This window comes from Pseudomonas sp. AS2.8 (assembly GCF_014190935.1).
In the GTDB taxonomy this organism is placed as follows: domain Bacteria; phylum Pseudomonadota; class Gammaproteobacteria; order Pseudomonadales; family Pseudomonadaceae; genus Chryseomonas.
Map to the genome: position 1 here is coordinate 24,626 of NZ_JACHVV010000001.1, position 18,766 is coordinate 43,391.

13 protein-coding genes are annotated in these 18,766 nt (G+C 67.4%); 11 read left to right on the top strand and 2 right to left on the bottom strand.

The features are described from left to right. Positions 1 to 86 precede the first annotated feature (86 nt). From FHR73_RS00130 to arfB, 5 genes are all read left to right on the top strand, one after another. Entirely contained in the window at positions 87 to 623 is a 537-nt protein-coding gene (locus tag FHR73_RS00130; RefSeq protein ID WP_133862822.1) for a DUF2059 domain-containing protein, read from the top strand. A 121-nt stretch (positions 624 to 744) separates the two neighbouring features. Beyond that, positions 745 to 1,056 (top strand): BolA family transcriptional regulator, encoded by a 312-nt coding sequence (locus FHR73_RS00135; protein ID WP_181110218.1) that lies wholly within the window; start codon positions 745 to 747, stop codon positions 1,054 to 1,056. A gap of 123 nt (positions 1,057 to 1,179) precedes the next feature. Next, complete coding sequence (locus FHR73_RS00140) at positions 1,180 to 2,133, top strand: rhodanese-related sulfurtransferase (protein WP_183628559.1); 954 nt, start codon at positions 1,180 to 1,182, stop codon at positions 2,131 to 2,133. Between the two features lies 1 nt (position 2,134). Next, positions 2,135 to 2,770: a DsbA family protein gene (locus tag FHR73_RS00145; protein ID WP_183628568.1), complete on the top strand. Its 636-nt coding sequence runs from the start codon at positions 2,135 to 2,137 to the stop codon at positions 2,768 to 2,770. A 2-nt stretch (positions 2,771 to 2,772) separates the two neighbouring features. Beyond that, the gene (gene arfB, locus FHR73_RS00150) at positions 2,773 to 3,183 is read left to right on the top strand and encodes an alternative ribosome rescue aminoacyl-tRNA hydrolase ArfB (RefSeq protein WP_183630159.1); all 411 of its coding nucleotides are present in this window, start codon (positions 2,773 to 2,775) and stop codon (positions 3,181 to 3,183) included. Positions 3,184 to 3,200: 17 nt separating this feature from the next. Here the strand turns inward: arfB and FHR73_RS00155 are convergent, their stop codons facing one another. Together FHR73_RS00155 and FHR73_RS00160 are read right to left on the bottom strand one after the other, a co-directional pair. Next, on the bottom strand, positions 3,201 to 4,046 hold the full coding sequence (locus FHR73_RS00155) for a universal stress protein (protein ID WP_183628569.1): 846 nt from the start codon (positions 4,044 to 4,046) through the stop codon (positions 3,201 to 3,203). 60 nt (positions 4,047 to 4,106) lie between these two features. Next, positions 4,107 to 5,567 carry a SulP family inorganic anion transporter gene (locus FHR73_RS00160; protein ID WP_183628571.1) on the bottom strand — a complete coding sequence of 487 codons (1,461 nt, stop codon included), beginning with the start codon at positions 5,565 to 5,567 and terminating at the stop codon, positions 4,107 to 4,109. Positions 5,568 to 5,981: 414 nt separating this feature from the next. On the opposite strand from FHR73_RS00160, the gene fdnG reads away from it, so the two are divergent. The 6 genes from fdnG (at position 5,982) to FHR73_RS00190 (ending at position 18,764) form a co-directional block, all read left to right on the top strand. Further along, complete coding sequence (gene fdnG, locus FHR73_RS00165) at positions 5,982 to 9,062, top strand: formate dehydrogenase-N subunit alpha (protein ID WP_183628573.1); 3,081 nt, start codon at positions 5,982 to 5,984, stop codon at positions 9,060 to 9,062. Beyond that, positions 9,062 to 10,021 carry a formate dehydrogenase subunit beta gene (fdxH, locus tag FHR73_RS00170; RefSeq protein WP_007162368.1) on the top strand — a complete coding sequence of 320 codons (960 nt, stop codon included), beginning with the start codon at positions 9,062 to 9,064 and terminating at the stop codon, positions 10,019 to 10,021. Before fdnG ends, fdxH begins: the two co-directional genes overlap by 1 nt. A 46-nt stretch (positions 10,022 to 10,067) precedes the next feature. After that, positions 10,068 to 10,691, top strand: coding sequence for a formate dehydrogenase subunit gamma (locus FHR73_RS00175; protein ID WP_183628574.1), 624 nt, complete (start codon positions 10,068 to 10,070; stop codon positions 10,689 to 10,691). Between the two features lie 174 nt (positions 10,692 to 10,865). Continuing rightward, positions 10,866 to 11,783, top strand: coding sequence for a formate dehydrogenase accessory protein FdhE (gene fdhE / locus FHR73_RS00180; RefSeq protein ID WP_183628577.1), 918 nt, complete (start codon positions 10,866 to 10,868; stop codon positions 11,781 to 11,783). 495 nt (positions 11,784 to 12,278) lie between these two features. Continuing rightward, a complete protein-coding gene (katG, locus tag FHR73_RS00185) occupies positions 12,279 to 14,540 on the top strand; it encodes a catalase/peroxidase HPI (RefSeq protein WP_183628579.1) in 2,262 nt (753 codons plus the stop codon). Between the two features lie 228 nt (positions 14,541 to 14,768). Next, on the top strand, positions 14,769 to 18,764 hold the full coding sequence (locus tag FHR73_RS00190; RefSeq protein WP_183628581.1) for a Pls/PosA family non-ribosomal peptide synthetase: 3,996 nt from the start codon (positions 14,769 to 14,771) through the stop codon (positions 18,762 to 18,764). Positions 18,765 to 18,766 lie beyond the last annotated feature (2 nt).

Consider the following 18,766-nt stretch of genomic DNA (forward strand, 5'->3'; position numbering starts at 1 on the left):
GGGCGGCCGTCCTCGATAAGTTCAGGCCAGGTTCAGCCGCTCTGTGGCACACTCGCGGTCCATTTTCAGCCTCCTGAAGGATGCCCATGAAGAAGACCCTCCGTACGCTTGGCGCCGTTGTTGTACTCGCCAGCGCCAGCAGCTTCGCCCTGGCCGATGCCAAGAGCCACGCGGCCGACGCGGAGCGCTTTCTCAAGCTGGCCAACGCCGACAAGCTGACCACGCCGGTCTACGCCCAGGTCCAGCAGCTCTTCGCCCAGCACTTCGAGCAGGCCAAGTCGCCGGCCAAGAAAGCCGTGCTGGAAAGCTACACCGCCCGCGCCAACCAGGCGCTGGACAGCACCATCGGCTGGGAAAAGATCAAGCCCGAGATGGTCAAGCTGTACACCGACAACTTCACCGAAGACGAGCTGGAAGGCCTGATCAAGTTCTACCAGTCCGATCTGGGCAAGAAGATGATCGCCACCCTGCCGCGCCTGTCGGCGCAGTCCGCCCAGCTGACCCAGGCCAAGCTGGAGCAGGCGGTACCCAAGGTCAACGGCATCCTGGCCGAGATGGACAAGGAGCTGGGCGTGAAGCCGCCGGCCGGTGCCGAGAACGCGCCGCCGCCCGCCAAGCGCTGATTCCCGTCGTTGCCACGAAGCCCGGACCTGTTCCGGGCTTCGTCGTTTGTGGCCGACCGGAGAGATTCCGAGGCGGGCGCCAGCCCGTTAGACTAGGGGGTCTCACAGTCGAGGTATCCCCATGAGCATGCGCGAACGTATCCAGTCCAGCCTGGGCCTGTTGCAACCCGAGCACCTGGAGGTGCTGGACGAAAGCCACATGCACAGCCGCGGCCAGGAGACGCACTACAAGGCGGTGGTGGTCAGCCAGCACTTCGCCGGTCTCAACGCGGTGAAGCGTCACCAGAAGGTCTACGGCACCCTGGGCGAACTCATGGGCCAGTTCCATGCCCTGGCGCTGCACACCTATACCCCGGAAGAGTGGGCGGCCCAGGGCCAGGCACCGGATTCGCCCACCTGCCGCGGTGGCAGCAAGCACGACCTGGCGGGTTGAGCCGGGCGAGCCCTGTTCAGCGGTAGCCTGTATTGGTTAAAATTTGATCGGCGCCGGCATCCTTGCCGGCGTTTTCGTCTAACCGGTCCGCCCTTTGCGAGGGCGACCCCTGGGAACCCGAAGATGACCGACAAGATTGTCGTGGCGGCCTTGTACAAGTTCGTCACCCTGGACGACTACGTCCAATTGCGTGAACCCCTGCTGCAGACCCTCCTGGCGAACGACGTCAAGGGCACCCTGCTGCTGGCCGAGGAAGGCATCAACGGTACCGTCTCCGGTAGCCGCGAAGGCATCGACGCCGTGCTCGCCTGGCTGCGCGCCGATCCGCGCCTGGTCGACATCGACCACAAGGAATCCTACTGCGCCGAGCAGCCCTTCTATCGCACCAAGGTCAAGCTGAAGAAGGAGATCGTCACCCTGGGCGTGCCGGGCGTCGATCCCAATCGCCGCGTGGGTACCTATGTCGAGCCGCGGGACTGGAATGCCCTGGTGGACGATCCCGAGGTGCTGGTGATCGACACCCGCAACGACTACGAGGTGGGTATCGGCAGCTTCAAGGGTGCCATCGATCCCCAGACCAAGAGCTTTCGCGATTTCCCGGCCTATATCCGCGAGCATTTCGATCCCCAACAGCACAAGAAGGTCGCCATGTTCTGCACCGGCGGCATCCGCTGCGAGAAGGCGTCGAGCTTCATGCTGCAGGAAGGCTTTCCCGAGGTCTTCCACCTCAAGGGCGGCATCCTCAAGTACCTCGAAGAGGTGCCGGCGGCGGAGTCGCGCTGGGAAGGCGAGTGTTTCGTCTTCGACAACCGGGTGACCGTGACCCATGACCTCGCCGAAGGGGTCTACGACCAGTGCCATGCCTGCCGCACGCCGGTCTCGCCGGAAGACATGCAGTCCCCGCATTACAGCCCCGGCATCAGCTGTCCGCACTGCTGGGATTCGCTGTCGGAAAAGACCCGCGCTGGCGCCCGCGAGCGGCAGAAGCAGATCGAGCTGGCGCGCCTGCGCAACGAACCCCACCCCATCGGCCGCGATCCGCGGCTGAACGCCATGCCCAGCCCCGAGGAGGTCTAGCATGCCCGGTCGCCTGCTCTATGTGATGGATCCCATGTGCTCCTGGTGCTGGGGCTTCGCTCCGGTGGTCGAGCGCCTGGCCGAGCGGGCGGCTGCCCAGGGCATTCCCCTGCACCTGGTAGTGGGCGGCCTGCGTCGCGAGCGGGTGGCCCAGGACACCGCCAGCCGGGTGCGTACCCTGGCCTACTGGCAGGCGGTGCAGGAGACCACCGGCCAGCCCTTCGCCCTGGACCAGGGGCCGCCGGAAGGCCTGGTGTACGACACCGAGCCGGCCTGCCGCGCCCTGGTCGCCGCTCGCCAGCTCGACGAAGAAGCCGTCTGGCCGCTGGCCAAGCGCATCCAGCGGGCCTTCTATGTCGAAGCCCGCGACGTCACCCAGCCGGCCCTGCTGGTGGAACTGGCCGAAGCCTGCGGCCTGCCGCGCATCGAATTCGCGCCACTGTTCGACGGCGAGCCGGCGCACCAGGCAACCCAGGCCGACTTCGACTGGGCCTTGAATCTGGGTATCGCCGGCTTCCCCACGCTGCTGGCCGAGCGTGACGGCCAGCTGGCGCTGGTCACCAACGGCTACCAGCCGCTGGACGAACTGGAACCGCTGCTGGACGCCTGGCTCAGCCGCGGCGCGCACCTGGCGTGAGTCTGGTCATCGACGAGCGTCTGACGCTGCCCGAGCAGGAAATCCAGCTCACCGCGGTTCGCGCCCAGGGCGCGGGTGGGCAGAACGTCAACAAGGTCTCCAGCGCCGTTCACCTGAGATTCGACATCCAGGCCTCGTCGCTGCCGGACGCCCTCAAGGAGCGCCTGCTGGCCTTGCGCGACGGGCGCATCAGTCGCGACGGCGTGGTGGTGATCAAGGCCCAGCAGTACCGCACCCAGGAGCAGAATCGCGCCGACGCCCTGGAGCGCCTGGCCGCGCTGATCGCCGCCGCCAACGTCCAGGAAAAGCCGCGCCGACCGACCAAGCCCACCTACGGCTCCAAGCAGCGCCGCCTGGAAGGCAAGTCGCGCCGCAGCGGCCTCAAGGCCAGTCGTGGGCGGGTGGATTTCTAGGCTCCGCGTAGCCTGAGCTAGCGCACCACGATCAGCGCGCTGCCGGCGGCTTCCAGCATGTTGCGGGTGTTGCTGCCCATGAAAAAGTGGCGCAGGCGGGAGTGGCCGAAGGCGCCCATCACCACCAGCTCCAGGCCATGCTGCTTGCGATAGCGCTCCAGGCCCAGTTCCACGTCGCCGTCGGTGATGGCAGTGGTGACCGTGCGGCCCCGGGCCCTGAGTTCGTCGGCGGCGCGGGCGAGGGCGGCGCGGCGTTCTTCGCGGTCGCGGCCGACGGTCACCAGGTGGCAGGCCAGGCCGTCGAACAGCCGGCAGTTGGCCACCCAGGTCACCGCCTTGCGCGCGCTGTTGCTGTCGTCATAGGCCAGCAGCACGCCGCTGGGTTTGACGAACAGGTGGCCGGCCACCAGCAGCGGGCGATGCAGGAGGCGGATGGCGCTTTCCAGGTGGCGGCCGATCAGCCGCTTGGGCGGACTGTCCTCGCCCTGGCGGCCCAGCACGATGAGGTCGAAATCCTCCTGCAGACTTTCCAGCGAACCTATCAGGTCACCGTGCTGCAGCACGGCCCCGGCGCAGCGCGCCTGCTGTTCTTCCACCCGTAGCTGGGCCGCATCGAGCAGCAGCCGACCCTGGTCTTCCGCCAGGGTGCCGCGCTGGGCATCCAGGGCCGCCAGTTCGGTCAGCAGGTGTTCGCGGTTGACCAGCAGGGGCGGCGTGGCCTGGCCCGGCCGTGGAAAGCGGCGCTGATCCAGCACATGCAGCAGGGTGAGCGGGGCATCCAGGGTGGTGCCGGCCCAGGCGGCGAAGTCGCAGACGGCGGCGCTGACGGCCGAGCCGTCGAGGCAGGCGAGGATCTTGGACATGGCCGCGGGTCTCCAGGAGCAGGACATTGCTGGGAAAGACCCGGCGGCGCCGTTTCGGGTTCAATCGCCGAGGGCGAGGTCGTCCGTCATCCCGCCGCGGCGCAGCAGCTGTTTGCAGCGTTGCGACAGGTGCAGCACCCGTACCCGCTTGCCGGCCTTGGCATAGCGTTCGTGCAGGGTGCGCAGCGCAGCCACGGCGGAGTAGTCGACGAAACTCAGGTGGCGGCAGTCCACCACGACCCTGGCAGGATCACCGGCCGGATCGAACTGGTTCAAAAAGGTGGCGGTGGAGGCGAAGAACAGGGTGCCGTGGACCTGGTACCTCTTGCTGCCGTCGGCCTCCAGGTGGCTGTCGGCATAGAGCCGGCGGGCATGCTGCCAGGCGAAATTGAGCGCGGCCAGGACGATGCCGCAGAGCACCGCGGTGGCGAGGTCGGCGAACACGGTGATCACGGTGACGGCGACGATCATCAGCATGTCGCTGCGCGGTACCCGGTGCAGCACCCGCAGCGAGGCCCAGGCAAAGGTCTGCTGGGCGACCACGAACATGGTGCCGACCAGCGCCGCCAGCGGAATGCGCTCGATCAGCGGCGAGAGAAACAGCACGAAGAGCAGCATCAGCACGCCGGCGACCACCCCGGACAGCCGGCCACGGCCACCCGAACTCAGGTTGATCATGGTCTGGCCGATCATGGCGCAACCGCCCATGCCGCCGAACAGTCCCGAGGCCAGGTTGGCCGCGCCGAGGGCCACGCACTCGCGATTGGGCAGGCCGCGGCTTTCGGTGATCTCGTCGGTGAGATTCAAGGTCAGCAGCGTTTCCAGCAGGCCGACCAGGGCCATCAGCACCGCATAGGGCAGGATGATCTGCAGCGTTTCCAGACTCCAGGGGATATCGGGCAGCGCCAGCCGCGGCAGGCCACCGGCGATATGGGCCATGTCGCCCAGGGTACGGGTCGGCAGGTCGAGGAAGTGCACCGCCAGGCCGACGCCGAGAATGGCGGCCAGGGCCGGTGGCACGGCGCGGGTCAGTCGCGGCAGCAGCCAGATGATGGCCATGGTCGCTGCGGTCAGGCCGATCATGAGGTACAGCGGGGTACCGCTGAGCCAGGTCTCGCCCTGCTTGAAGTGCTCCAGCTGGGCCAGGGCGATGACGATGGCCAGGCCGTTGACGAACCCCAGCATGACCGGGTGCGGCACCATGCGGATCAGCTTGCCCAGGCGCAGGAGGCCGAAGGCGATCATCAGCAGGCCGCCGAGCACCACCGTGGCCAGCAGGTACTGCACGCCGTGCTGCACCACCAGGGCGATGATGACCACCGCCATGGAGCCGGCGGCGCCGGAGACCATGCCGGGGCGGCCACCGAAGAGGGCGGTGAGGGTGCAGATGAAGAAGGCGCCATAGAGCCCCATCAGCGGATTGAGATGGGCGACCAGGGCGAAGGCGATGCACTCGGGCACCAGCGCGAAGGACGTGGTGAGACCGGCCAGGATGTCGGCGCGGGGAGAGACACTTTTCATGGCGTATCCAGAACGGGCGACAGCACAGCGGGGCGCGATCGCGGAGAGACGACAGGCAGCAAGACATGGGTACACGCCACAGGGACGGTTACCGGGGGAGGGGTGGTGCTATGGCGGCGTCGGCAGGCGCTTGGACATGGTGAGGGGGTCCGAAGGCATCGCGAGGAAAGTTAGCGAGCTTAGCATGACTTTTCGGCGCTGCCGAATTGACGGGATCGACGGACCGCTCTACTGGACGCCTTTGATCGCGTTCGTCCCTGCGTGTCGGCTCGGCGAGCGGCAGTTCGGGGGACGGAAGGCCGACTTCCATTGATCGGCGACAACAGCGAAGCGCTCGATAAGCCAGACGGTTGGGTTACTCTCTGTGCAGGGTTCGGCTACGTACCGGACCCAGCCTGAACGAGGATAAGAACCGTGGATATGAACCGTCGGCAATTCTTCAAGGTCGCTGGAGTCGGCCTTGCGGGATCCAGCCTGGCGGCGTTAGGCATGGCTCCCACAGCCGCCTTTGCCGACCAGGTGCGCCATTTCAAACTGGCGCACACCGTGGAAACCCGTAACACCTGTCCCTACTGCTCGGTCGGCTGCGGCCTGATCATGTACAGCATGGGCGACCGGGCCAAGAACGTGGCCCAGAACATCATTCACATCGAAGGCGACGCCGACCACCCGGTCAACCGCGGCACCCTCTGTCCGAAGGGCGCCGGCCTGCTGGATTTCATCCACAGCCCCAATCGCCTCAAGTATCCCGAGGTGCGCAAGCCCGGCAGCAACGAGTGGACCCGCATCAGCTGGGACGAGGCGCTGGGGCGCATCGCCACCCTGATGAAGGAAGACCGCGATGCCAACTTCATCGCCACCAACGACCAGGGCCAGACGGTCAATCGCTGGCTGACCACGGGCTTCCTGGCCGCCTCGGCGTCCTCCAATGAAACCGGTTATCTGACGCACAAGATCGCACGCAGTCTGGGCCTGCTGGCCTTCGACAACCAGGCGCGCGTCTGACACGGCCCGACGGTGGCAGGTCTTGCCCCGACGTTTGGCCGTGGTGCGATGACGAATCATTGGAGCGACATCAAGAACGCCAATCTCGTCCTCATCATGGGCGGCAATGCCGCTGAAGCCCATCCATGCGGCTTCAAATGGGTCACCGAAGCCAAGGCGCACAACAACGCCCGGCTGATCGTGGTCGATCCGCGTTTCACCCGTTCCGCCTCGGTGGCGGATTACTACGCGCCGATCCGCACCGGCAGCGATATCGCCTTCCTGGGCGGGCTGATCAATTACCTGATCACCCACGACAAGATCCAGCAGGAGTACGTCCGCAACTACACCGACGCCGGCTTCCTGGTGAAGGAAGGCTTCACCTTCGAGGACGGCCTGTACAACGGCTACGACGCCGAGAAGCGCACCTACACCGACAAGGTGAACTGGGGCTACCAGATCGGCGACGACGGCTTCGTCAAGATCGATCCGACCCTGCAGGATCCGCGCTGCGTCTTCCAGCTGATGAAGCAGCACTACAGCCGCTACACCCTGGAGGTGGCCAGCCAGACCTGCGGCACGCCGACCGATGCGATCCAGAAGGTCTGGGCCGAGATCGCCGAGACCTCGGCGCCCGGTCGCGTCATGACCATCCTCTATGCCCTGGGCTGGACCCAGCACTCCATCGGGGCGCAGATCATCCGCTGCGGCGCCATGGTGCAACTGCTGCTGGGTAACATCGGCCTGCCGGGTGGCGGCATGAACGCCCTGCGCGGTCACTCCAACATCCAGGGCCTCACCGACCTGGGGCTGCTGTCGATCCAGCTGCCCGGCTACCTGACCATCGGCGGCGACGGCGAGCAGGACTACAACACCTTCATCACCCGGCGCGCCAGCAAACCGCTGCGTCCGGGGCAGATGAGCTACTGGCAGAACTACGGCAAGTTCCACGTCAGCCTGATGAAGGCCTGGTACGGCGACAAGGCCACCAAGGACAACGACTGGTGCTACCACTGGTTGCCCAAGGTCGATGTCACCGGCGCCGGCTACGACGTCCTGCGCTACTTCGACATGATGGGCAAGGGCCAGGTCAACGGCTATGTCTGCCAGGGCTTCAACCCCATCGCCGCCTTCCCCAACAAGGCCAAGGTGATGCGCGGGCTGTCCAAGCTCAAGTGGCTGGTGATCATGGATCCGCTGGCCACCGAAACCTCCGAGTTCTGGCGCAACCACGGCGATCACAACGATGTGAACACCGCCGAGATCCAGACGGAGGTGTTCCGCCTGCCCACCACCTGCTTCGCCGAGGAAGACGGCTCCCTGGTCAACTCCAGTCGCTGGCTGCAGTGGCACTACAAGGGCGCCGAGGCACCTGGCGAAGGGCGCAGCGACATCGCCATCATGTCCGAGCTGTTCCTCAAGCTGCGCGAGGCCTATGCCAGGGAGGGCGGGGCCTTCCCCGATCCGATCCTGGGGCTGTCCTGGCCCTACGCCAAGCCGGAGGAGCCGGCACCCGAGGAGCTGGCCAAGGAGTTCAACGGCTACGCCGTCACCGATGTGCTGGATGCCAAGGGCGCGGTCTCGGCCAAGGCCGGCCAGCAAATCGCCGGTTTCGGCCAGCTGATGGACGACGGCAGCACGGCGTCGGGTTGCTGGATCTTCTGCGGGTCCTGGACCGAGCAGGGCAACCAGATGGCGCGGCGCGACAACAGCGATCCCTTCCACATGGGCCAGACCCTGGGTTGGGCCTGGTCGTGGCCGAACAACAGACGCATCCTCTACAACCGCGCCTCCTCGGATCTCCAGGGCAAGCCCTGGGACCCGAGCAAGAAGCTGGTGTGGTGGAACGACAAGGCGCAGAAGTGGGGCGGCACCGACGTGCCCGACTTCAAGATCGATGCCAAGCCGGCCGACGGCATGAGTCCCTTCATCATGAACCCGGAAGGGGTGGCGCGCTTCTTCGCCCTGGACAAGCTGGCCGAGGGGCCCTTCCCGGAGCACTACGAGCCGTTCGAGACGCCGATCGGCGTCAACCCGCTGCACCCCAACAATCGCAAGGCCCTCAACAGCCCGGCGGCGCGGGTGCTCAAGGACGACTGGGCGGATTTCGGCGATCGCAAGGATTTCCCCTATGCGGCCACCACCTACCGCCTGACCGAGCACTTCCACTACTGGAGCAAGCACTGTCGCCTCAACGCCATCATCCAGCCGGAGCAGTTCGTCGAGATCGGCGAGGTGCTGGCCAAGCAGAAGGGCATCGCCGCCGGTGATCTGGTGCGCGTCACTTCCAAGCGCGGCCACATCGTCTGCAAGGCGGTGGTGACCAAGCGGATCCGTCCGCTGCAGGTCAACGGCGAGACGGTGCACCACGTCGGCATCCCCATCCACTGGGGCTTCTCCGGGGTGGCGCGAATGGGTTACCTGGCCAACACCCTGACCCCCTTCGTGGGTGACGGGAACACCCAGACGCCCGAGTTCAAGTCGTTCCTCGTCAACGTGGAGAAAGCGTGATGGCCAGTCAGGATATCTATGCCCGCTCCGCGACCACCACGGCCTACACCTCGGTGCGCACCCAGGCGGAAGTGGCCAAGCTGATCGACGTGTCCAAGTGCATCGGCTGCAAGGCCTGCCAGGTCGCCTGCTCGGAATGGAACGAGCTGCGCGACGAGGTAGGCCATACCCACGGCACCTACGACAACCCGGCGGACCTCACCGCGGACTCCTGGACGCTGATGCGTTTCACCGAGCACGAGGACGAGGCCGGCAAGCTGGAATGGCTGATCCGCAAGGACGGCTGCATGCACTGCGCCGAGCCCGGTTGCCTCAAGGCCTGTCCGAGTCCGGGGGCCATCGTCAAGTACGCCAACGGCATCGTCGACTTCAACCAGGATCATTGCATCGGTTGCGGCTACTGCATCGCCGGTTGCCCCTTCGACATCCCGCGGATCTCGAAGAAGGACAACAAGGCCTACAAGTGCTCGCTCTGTTCGGACCGGGTCGGCGTGGGGCTGGAACCCGCCTGCGTGAAGACCTGCCCGACCGGCGCCATCACCTTCGGCACCAAGGACGCCATGAAGGAGCACGCCGCCGAGCGCATCGTCGATCTCAAGAGCCGCGGCTACGAGAACGCCGGCCTGTACGACCCGGTTGGGGTAGGGGGCACCCACGTCATGTACGTGCTGCACCATGCCGACCAGCCGCAGCTGTACAACCACCTGCCCAAGGATCCGACCATCAGCCCCACCGTGGGCCTGTGGAAGGGCTTCACCAAACCCCTGGCGCTGTTCGCCATGGGGGCGGCGGTGCTGGCCGGCTTCTTCCACTACGTGCGTGTCGGCCCCAACCGGACCGATGACGATGACGAGGTGGTCGAGGCGCCGCCCCGTCCCGAGGGCGATGCGCCCAGGGGCGAGGTCAAGCAGCTGAGTCCGTCCGTGCAGATCTTCGATCCGCACGACAAGCAGCCCTAGCAGGCGTACGCCCCCGGTTTGGCCGGGGGCGTCCTGGGAGATCGAGATGAAACCTGAAATCCAGCGTTACAACGCCAACGAGCGGACCAACCACTGGATCGTGGCGATCCTGTTCTTCATGGCCGGGCTGTCGGGGCTGGCGCTGTTCCATCCCGCGCTGTTCCCGCTGTCGAATCTGTTCGGCGGCGGCACCTGGACGCGCATCCTGCATCCCTTCATGGGCGTGGCGATGTTCGTGTTCTTCGCCTTTCTGGTGATCCGCTTCTGGCGGCACAACAAGATCGGTCGCGAAGACACCCAGTGGCTCAAGCAGATCAACGATGTCCTGAACAACCGCGAGGAAAAGCTGCCGCCGATCGACAAGTACAACCCCGGGCAGAAGATCCTGTTCTGGGTGCTGCTGGCCTGCATGCTGGTCCTGCTGGTCAGCGGCGTGGTCATCTGGCGGCAGTACTTCGCCCACCTGTTCCCCATCCCGGTGATCCGCCTGGGCGCCCTGGCCCATGCCGTCGCCGCCTTCGTGCTGGTGCTGTCGATCATCGTGCACATCTATGCCGGGATCTGGATCAAGGGTTCGGTGACCGCGATGATGACCGGCTGGGTGAGCCGGGCCTGGGCCAAGAAGCACCACTCGTTGTGGTACGAGAAGGTCACCCGCGAGAAGAAGTAAGCCCTTTGCTGTTGGGCTTCGCCGCGCTCAACCCAACCTACCGGATGAGGTACGCGGCGTTTTGCCCCCTCTCCCTCGGGAGAGGGTTGGGGTGAGGGCAGCGAAGCCCGACACCCCAACCCGCCCGCTATCCTGAATTCTCTCTCTTCCACCGTTCTGCTAAGGAGCCCTGCCATGGCGGGCCAGATCCTCGAACCCGGCGAAATCGAAGCCGCGGCCGTCAATCCCGATTTCATCCTGCTGCCCGGTGGCGAGCTGTTCGGCTATCGCGCCGACCGCCTGCGCCTGCTGGCCGCCGGCAATGCCCTGGGCGACTACCTGCTGTTGATGGCCGAGGTGTGCGAGGCCCAGCAAGGGGTCTTCGACACCCTCGCGCCCCTGCCGCTGGACGAGGCGCGCAGTGCCCAGAGCCTGGCTCACGGCCTGCCACCCCTGGGTTACGACACCCTGGTCCGCGAGGGCGACTGGCTGCCCGCGCTGGATGCCCTGCTGGAGACCCTCAGGCTCTCTCAGGCGCCGGTGCAGGCGGCCCTGGAGGAATTGCGCCAGGCCGATGCCGGCCAGCGCAAGGCCTGGGCCATCGCCCTGCTGGCGGGCAGCTACGAGCTGGTGCCGGCCGGCGTGGTGCCTTTCCTCGGCGCCGCCCTCCAAGTGGCCTGGACCCACTGGCTACAGCGCAGCGACTTCACCGCCCTGCGCGAACAGGGCAGCCAGACGTCCTGCCCCTGCTGCGGCGCGCCACCCATGGCCGGCGTCATCCATCACCTGGGCAAGGCCAATGGCCTGAGGTACCTGACCTGTTCGCTGTGCGCCTGCGAGTGGCACTTCGTACGGGTCAAGTGCAGCCACTGCGAAACCGGCAAGGGCCTGGGCTACTACTCCCTGAGCACCGACGACGCCAACGCCCGGAAGGCTCCGCTGCGCGCCGAGACCTGCGCCCACTGCAAGACCTATCTCAAGCACCTCTATCGCGACCACGACGCCCGCAGCGAACCCCTGTCCGCCGATCTCGCCAGCCTGGCGCTGGACGTGCGCCTGGCGGAAGAGGGCTACGAGCGTCACGCGCCCAACCTGCTGTTCGCCCCGGGCTAGACCGGGCAAGGCGACCGCCCGGGGCACGGCGGTCGCCGCCGCTTCTGTTTCCGCATATGGCGGGCTGCCCGGGCCCGGCCCTCGCTGACGCACGCGGCCCTTTTCCACTTCGTGAAGCCAAGCCGCGCGAACCTCGGCGAAGCGGTCGCCAACGTTGCTTATCGCGCCAAGCGTGGGTCGACAGGGCCCTGTCACCGCAGGGTCATCTTGCAGAGCCAGTCTATCGAGGGGCACAAAACCTTCTATCACGCCGGGCGGCGAAGCCGTCTAGTATGGAGATTGCGCCGCTTCGTCGGTGTGCCCATCTGATGAGGGGATAACAATGACCGCAACGTCCGCTTCGCCCATGGTGGGGCTTCCCCCGGAGTCGGCTCGACGCCGGCCTCGGCGCCTGTCGAGCCCCTAGGCCGACGCGACCGGAACCACGCCTTCTGCAGGCCGTGCTGCTGTCGCGGCTGACAACCGGATGAACAAGACCCTGAGGTAGCCAAGAAGATGTCGACCGAATCCAAGTGCCCGTTCAATCACGCCGCCGGCGGCGGTACCACCAACAAGGATTGGTGGCCGAACCAGCTCAATCTCAACTTCCTGCACCAGCATTCCTCGCTCTCCGATCCCATGGGCGAAGAGTTCGACTACGCCACCGAATTCAAGAGCCTGGACCTCGAAGCGGTAAAGGCCGACCTGCGCGCCGTGATGACCGACTCCCAGGACTGGTGGCCGGCCGACTTCGGCCACTACGGCCCGCTGTTCGTGCGCATGGCCTGGCACAGCGCCGGCACCTATCGCGTCGGTGACGGCCGTGGCGGCGCCGGTCAGGGTCAGCAGCGCTTCGCGCCGCTCAACAGCTGGCCGGACAACGTCAGCCTGGACAAGGCGCGCCGGCTGATCTGGCCGATCAAGCAGAAGTATGGCCGCAAGATATCCTGGGCCGACCTCATCGTCCTCACCGGCAACGTCGCCCTGGAATCCATGGGCTTCAAGACCTTCGGCTTCTCCGGCGGTCGCCAGGACGTCTGGGAACCGGACGACGCGGTGTTCTGGGGTTCGGAAACCGTCTGGCTGGGTGGCGACGTCCGCTACGGCGCCCACAAGAAGATGGAGCAGCCCGGTGACGGCGTGCTGACCGCCCAGCCCGAGCAGCATCCGGTGGAGCACAGCCGCAACGACAATCCGCAGCGCACCCTCGAAAACCCCCTGGGCGCGGTGCAGATGGGCCTGATCTACGTGAACCCCGAAGGCCCGGACGGCAATCCCGATCCGGTGGCGTCCGCCCACGACATCCGCGAAACCTTTGGCCGCATGGCCATGAACGACGAGGAAACCGTCGCCCTGATCGCCGGTGGCCACGCCTTCGGGAAGACCCACGGCGCGGGCCCGGCCACCAGCGTCGGCGCCGAGCCGGAAGCGGCCGACCTGGAACAGCAGGGCTTCGGCTGGCACAACAGCTACGGCACCGGCAAGGGCGCCGACACCATCACCAGCGGCCTCGAAGTGACCTGGACCTCCACGCCCACCCGCTGGAGCAACGAATACTTCGAGAACATGTTCAAGTTCGAGTGGGAGCTGTTCAAGAGTCCGGCCGGTGCCCACCAGTGGCGGCCGAAGGACGGCGCCGGTGCCAATGCCGTGCCCGATGCCCACGATCCCAGCAAGCGTCACCAGCCGACCATGCTGACCTCGGACCTGGCGCTGCGCTTCGATCCGGCCTACGAGAAGATCTCCCGCCGCTTCCTGGAAAATCCGGACCAGCTGGCCGATGCCTTCGCCCGCGCCTGGTTCAAGCTGACCCACAGGGACATGGGGCCGCTGGCCCGCTACCTAGGCCCGGAAACCCCGGCCGAGGAGCTGCTGTGGCAGGACCCGCTGCCCAAGGCCGCAGGCGCGCCCCTGGGCGAGGCCGAGGTCAAGGCGCTCAAGGACAAGCTGGCCGCGTCCGGCCTGAGCGTGTCCGAACTGGTCGGCACCGCCTGGGCGGCGGCTTCCACCTTCCGCGGTTCCGACAAGCGCGGCGGGGCCAACGGCGGCCGGCTGCGCCTGGCGCCGCAAAAGGACTGGGAGGTCAACCAGCCGGCGCAACTGGCCAAGGTGCTGGGCGTGCTGGAAGGCATCCAGCGTGACGTCCAGGGCCAGGGCCAGCAGGTCTCCATCGCCGACCTGATCGTGCTGGCCGGGAGCGTTGGGGTGGAAAAGGCCGCCCAGGCGGCGGGTCACTCCATCAGCGTGCCCTTCACCCCGGGTCGCGTGGACGCCTCCCAGGAGCAGACCGATGTCCATTCCTTCGGGCACCTGGAGCCCTGGGCCGACGGCTTCCGCAACTACGTGGGCGGGGAATTCAAGGTCAAGCCGGAATTCCTGCTGGTGGACAAGGCGCACCTGCTGAACCTGACCGCGCCCGAGCTGACGGTGCTGCTGGGTGGCCTGCGCGTGCTGGACATCAACGTGGGCGGCGCCAAGCACGGCGTCTTCACCCAGCGGCCGCAGACCCTGACCAACGACTTCTTCGTCAACCTGCTGGACATGGCCACCGAATGGAAGGCCACCGGTCCGGACAAGGCCACCTTCGAAGGTCGCGATCGCCAGACCGGTGCCGTGAAGTGGACCGGTACCCGGGTCGACCTGGTGTTCGGCTCCCACGCCCAGCTGCGGGCGCTGAGCGAGGTCTACGGCAGTGCCGACGCCCAGGAGAAGTTCGTCAAGGACTTCGTCAAGGTCTGGACCAAGGTGATGGAGCTGGATCGTTTCGATCTGCGCTGATGGCCATGCGGTGACTGAAACGCCTCCTTCGGGAGGCGTTTTTTTGGCCTCGCCAGCGCACCGCCGTCCGTCGCCGATCAATGGCGGATCGAGTGGAAGGCGCGTCTCAGAGCCGTTCTGGCGCCCGCGACGCAGGGCTGGTCCGGCCTTAAGCAAACCCTAAGCGCCCCTTAAGGAGCGCGTAACCCGGGAGATACAAACTGCGCCAAACACCCAGAGGCTGTCCCCATGGAAGCGCTTGCCGAACTCTCCCTCAGTCTGGTCGAAGGCCTCATCCGCCCCGATCTGTGCCGCGATGAAGTCCTCGCCGATCTGTTCGAGGCCACCGCGGCGCGGGCGCCGGAGCGGCCCGCCCTGCTCGAAGGCGAGCGCAGCCTGAGCTATGGCGAACTGAACGCCTGGGCCGACCGCGCCGCGTCGCGGCTGCTGGCCGCCGGCGCCGGGCCTGGCCGCGTGGTCGGCCTCTGGCTGCCACGCGGGATCGAGCTGCTGGTGATGCAGCTGGCCATCGCCAAGACCGGCGCCGCCTGGCTGCCCTGCGACGCCGAAACCCCGGCCGATCGCGTGGCCCTCTGCCTGGAAGATGCCCAGGCGGTGGGCGTGATCACCGGGGCGCCCTTCGCCGATCTGCTGGCGCGTCCCGGGCTCGGCTGCTGGACCCCCGACGAGTTGAGCGTCGCCCTGGCCCAGGGCGAGACCCTGCGCCGGCGTGGCCAGGTCTCTCCGGACCACCTGGCCTACCTGATCTACACCTCCGGCTCCACCGGCAAGCCCAAGGGCATCGGCATCCGCCAGGACAGCATCTGCCACTTCCTGCGCAGCGAGAATTCGCTGCTCGGCATCGAGGCCGGCGATCGGGTCTACCAGGGTTTCTCGGTGGCCTTCGACATGTCCTTCGAAGAAATCTGGATCAGCTACCTGGTGGGCGCCACCCTCTGGCTGGCCCCGCGCGAGATCACCGCCGATCCCGAGGCCCTGGCCCGCGCCCTTGGCGCCAATCGCATCAGCGTGCTGCACGTGGTGCCAACCCTGCTGGCGCTGCTGCCGGAAGACGTCCCCAGCCTGCGCCTGATCAACCTTGGCGGCGAGATGTGCCCCGAGCCCCTGGTGGCACGCTGGAGTCGGCCGCAGCGGCGGCTGTTCAACACCTATGGCCCGAGCGAGGCCACCGTCTCGGCGAGTCTGGCGCAGCTACAACCGGGCGAGCCGGTTACCATCGGCCGGCCGTTGCCCAACTACAGCCTGCTGGTGGTGCCTGCCGATGCCAGCCAGCCACTGGCGCTGCTGCCGCGCGATCAGGTGGGCGAACTCTGCATCACCGGTCCCGGCGTGGCCGACGGCTACCTGGGCCGCCCGGAGCTGACCGCCGAGAAATTCCTGCCCAATCCCTGGAGCACCGGCAGCCACGACCTCAAGCTCTATCGCACCGGTGACCTGGCGCGGGTCGACGCGCACGGCCAGGTGCACTGCCTGGGCCGCGTCGACGACCAGGTCAAGATCCGCGGCTATCGCGTCGAGCTGGGCGAGATCGAAGCCACCCTGGCTCGGCAACCCGGGGTCGGGACCGTGGCCGTGGTGCTGCGCGAAGAAGGCGGCGTGGAGCAGCTGGTGGCCTTCCTGGTCGGCGATGGCGGCCCGCTGCCGCGCAGCGACCTGCTGCGCACCGAGCTGGCCGGCTGCCTGCCGCTGTACATGGTGCCCAGCCGCTTCGAGTGGCTCGGCGAGATGCCACGGCTGAATTCCGGCAAGATCGATCGCAAGCAATTGCGGGCCCGGCCCCTGGCCATTGCCGCGGTCGCGGCGGTCGCCCCGGCCAGTGGCGCCCTGGGTGCGCTGCTGGCGGCTACCACCGAGCTGTTTCCCGGGCAGCCGCTGCACGCCGAGATGGATTTCTTCGACGACCTGGGCGGGCACTCGCTGTTCGCCGCCCGCCTGGTCTCGCGCCTGCGCCAGGATCCGCGCTATGCCAGTGCCACGGTCAAGGCGGTCTATGCCGGCCGCACCCTGGGCGCCATCGCCGAGGCCCTGGAAGCCGACGCCGCCGAGGCGGGCGCAACGACGGCCACCGAGGCCTGGGCGCCGCCCAGCCGCTGGCGGCGCTGGCGCTGTGGCCTGGCCCAGGCGGTGGCTCTGCCGCCGCTGCTGACCCTGCGCCTGGGCCGCTGGCTGGCACCCTTCCTGGCCTTCCCGCTGCTGATCCATTCCGGCACCGCGCTGCCCCTGGCGATGCTGACCGCCCTGAGTCTGTTCGTTCTCGCCATCGGCCTGGAATTCGCCGTGGCCGTGGTGGGCAAGCGCCTCACCGGCCGCCTGCAGCCCGGTCGCTATCCGCTCTGGGGCCTGACCTACTACCGCTGGTGGCTGGGCGAGCGTTTCCTCGCCCTGGCGCCGGCCTACCTGCTCAGCGGCTCGCCCCTGGCGCGGGGCTGGATGCGCCTGCTCGGGGCTCAGGTCGGCGCCGAGGCCTTCGTCGGCACCCTGACCCTGCGCGTCCCCGAGTTGCTGACCCTGGGGCAGGGCGCCAGCCTGGGCAACGGCGTCAACTTCGAAAATGCCCGGGTGCTGCGCGGCGAACTGCTGCTCGGCGCCGTGACCCTGGGTCGCGAAGCCCAGGTCGGCTCCTATGCCATCCTCGAAGGCGACACCGCCCTCGGTGACGGTGCGCGCCTGCAGGCTCAATCCGCCCTGCGCAGCGGTCAGCGCATCCCGGCCGGTCGCAACTGGGGCGGCGCGCCGGCCCATGACCAGGGCGCCGCCGGTGCCCGCGTCCTGCCGCCGGCGCCGGTGTCCCGTGCCCAGCGCGCCGTGCTGAAGGGACTCTATGCCCTCAGCGGCCTGGTGGTCTCGGTGCTGTTCTTCATGCCGCTGTTCCCCCTGGCGCTGCTGATCGACGAACTGGAAAGCTTCGGGGGGCTGCCCTGGTGGCACACCTCTTCGCTGCTGCTCGATGCCCTGCAATACGGGGTGCTGGCCCTGCCGCTGGGCGTGGTCAGCGTCGCCCTGACCCTGCTCGGCTGTGCCCTGGCGCGGCGGCTGATCCTGCCGCGGCTGGAAGAAGGCCAATGGTCGGTCGACAGCCTCTTCTACTGGCGCAAGTGGCTGGCCAACCTGATCCAGGAGTCGGCGCTGCAAAGCCTGCAGGGCCTCTATGCCACCGTCTATTCGGCGCTCTGGTATCGCCTGCTGGGTGCCCGGGTCGGTCGTGATGCGGAGATTTCCACCGCCCAGGGCCCGGTCTCCTCGCTGCTGGAGCTGGGCGCCGAGACCTTTATCGCCGATGCCGTGATGCTCGGTGACGAACAGGTCGCCCAGGGCTGGATGACCCTCAGACGCACCTCCATCGCCCGGCGCAGTTTCGTCGGCAACGGTGCCTATGTCGCCGACGGCTGCCACATCCCCGAAGACGCCCTGATCGGTGTCCTGGGTCGGCTCGACGAAGGCGTGCCCCTGCGCCAGGGCGAAACCTGGCTCGGCTCGCCAGCGGTCCGGCTGCCGGCGCGGGAAACCCTCACCGGCTATCCGGAAAGCCTGACCTTCCGCCCGGCCCCCTGGCGCCGGGTGGCGCGTGGCCTGATCGAGGCCCTGCGCATCGTGCTGCCCACCGGCTTCACCGTGGCCGCCGGCTGTGCCATCGCCGAGGCCCTGGTGCCGCTGTGGCAGCAGGGCGCCTGGCTGCAACTGCTTGGCGAGACGCTGCTGGCCGGCAGCGCCTTCGCCCTGGCCAGCTTCCTGGTCGTGCTGGGGCTCAAGTGGCTGGTGGTAGGCCGCTATCGCCCGCGCTCGGCGCCCATGTGGACCTTTTTCGTCTGGCGCAGCGAAGCCATCACCAGCCTCTACGAAACCCTGGCGGTGCCCAATCTGCTCGGCACCCTGCGCGGCACGCCCTGGCTGCCGCTGGCGCTGCGTCTGCTCGGCGCCCGCCTGGGTCGCGGCACCTACCTGGATACCACCGACCTCACCGAATTCGACTGCGTGCGCCTCGGTGACCACGGCGAACTCAATGCCCTGGCCGGGCCCCAGACCCACCTGTTCGAAGACCGGGTGATGAAGGTTGGCGAAGTCGAGCTGGGCAAGGGCGTCAACCTGGGGCCGCGTAGCGTGGTGCTCTATGGCGCCCGCGTCGGCGACGACGTGGAACTGGGCCCGTTGTCGCTGGTGATGAAGGGCGAAACCCTGCCGGGTCGCTCGCGCTGGGAGGGCAACCCCGTTCAGCCCCGGCGCTAGGA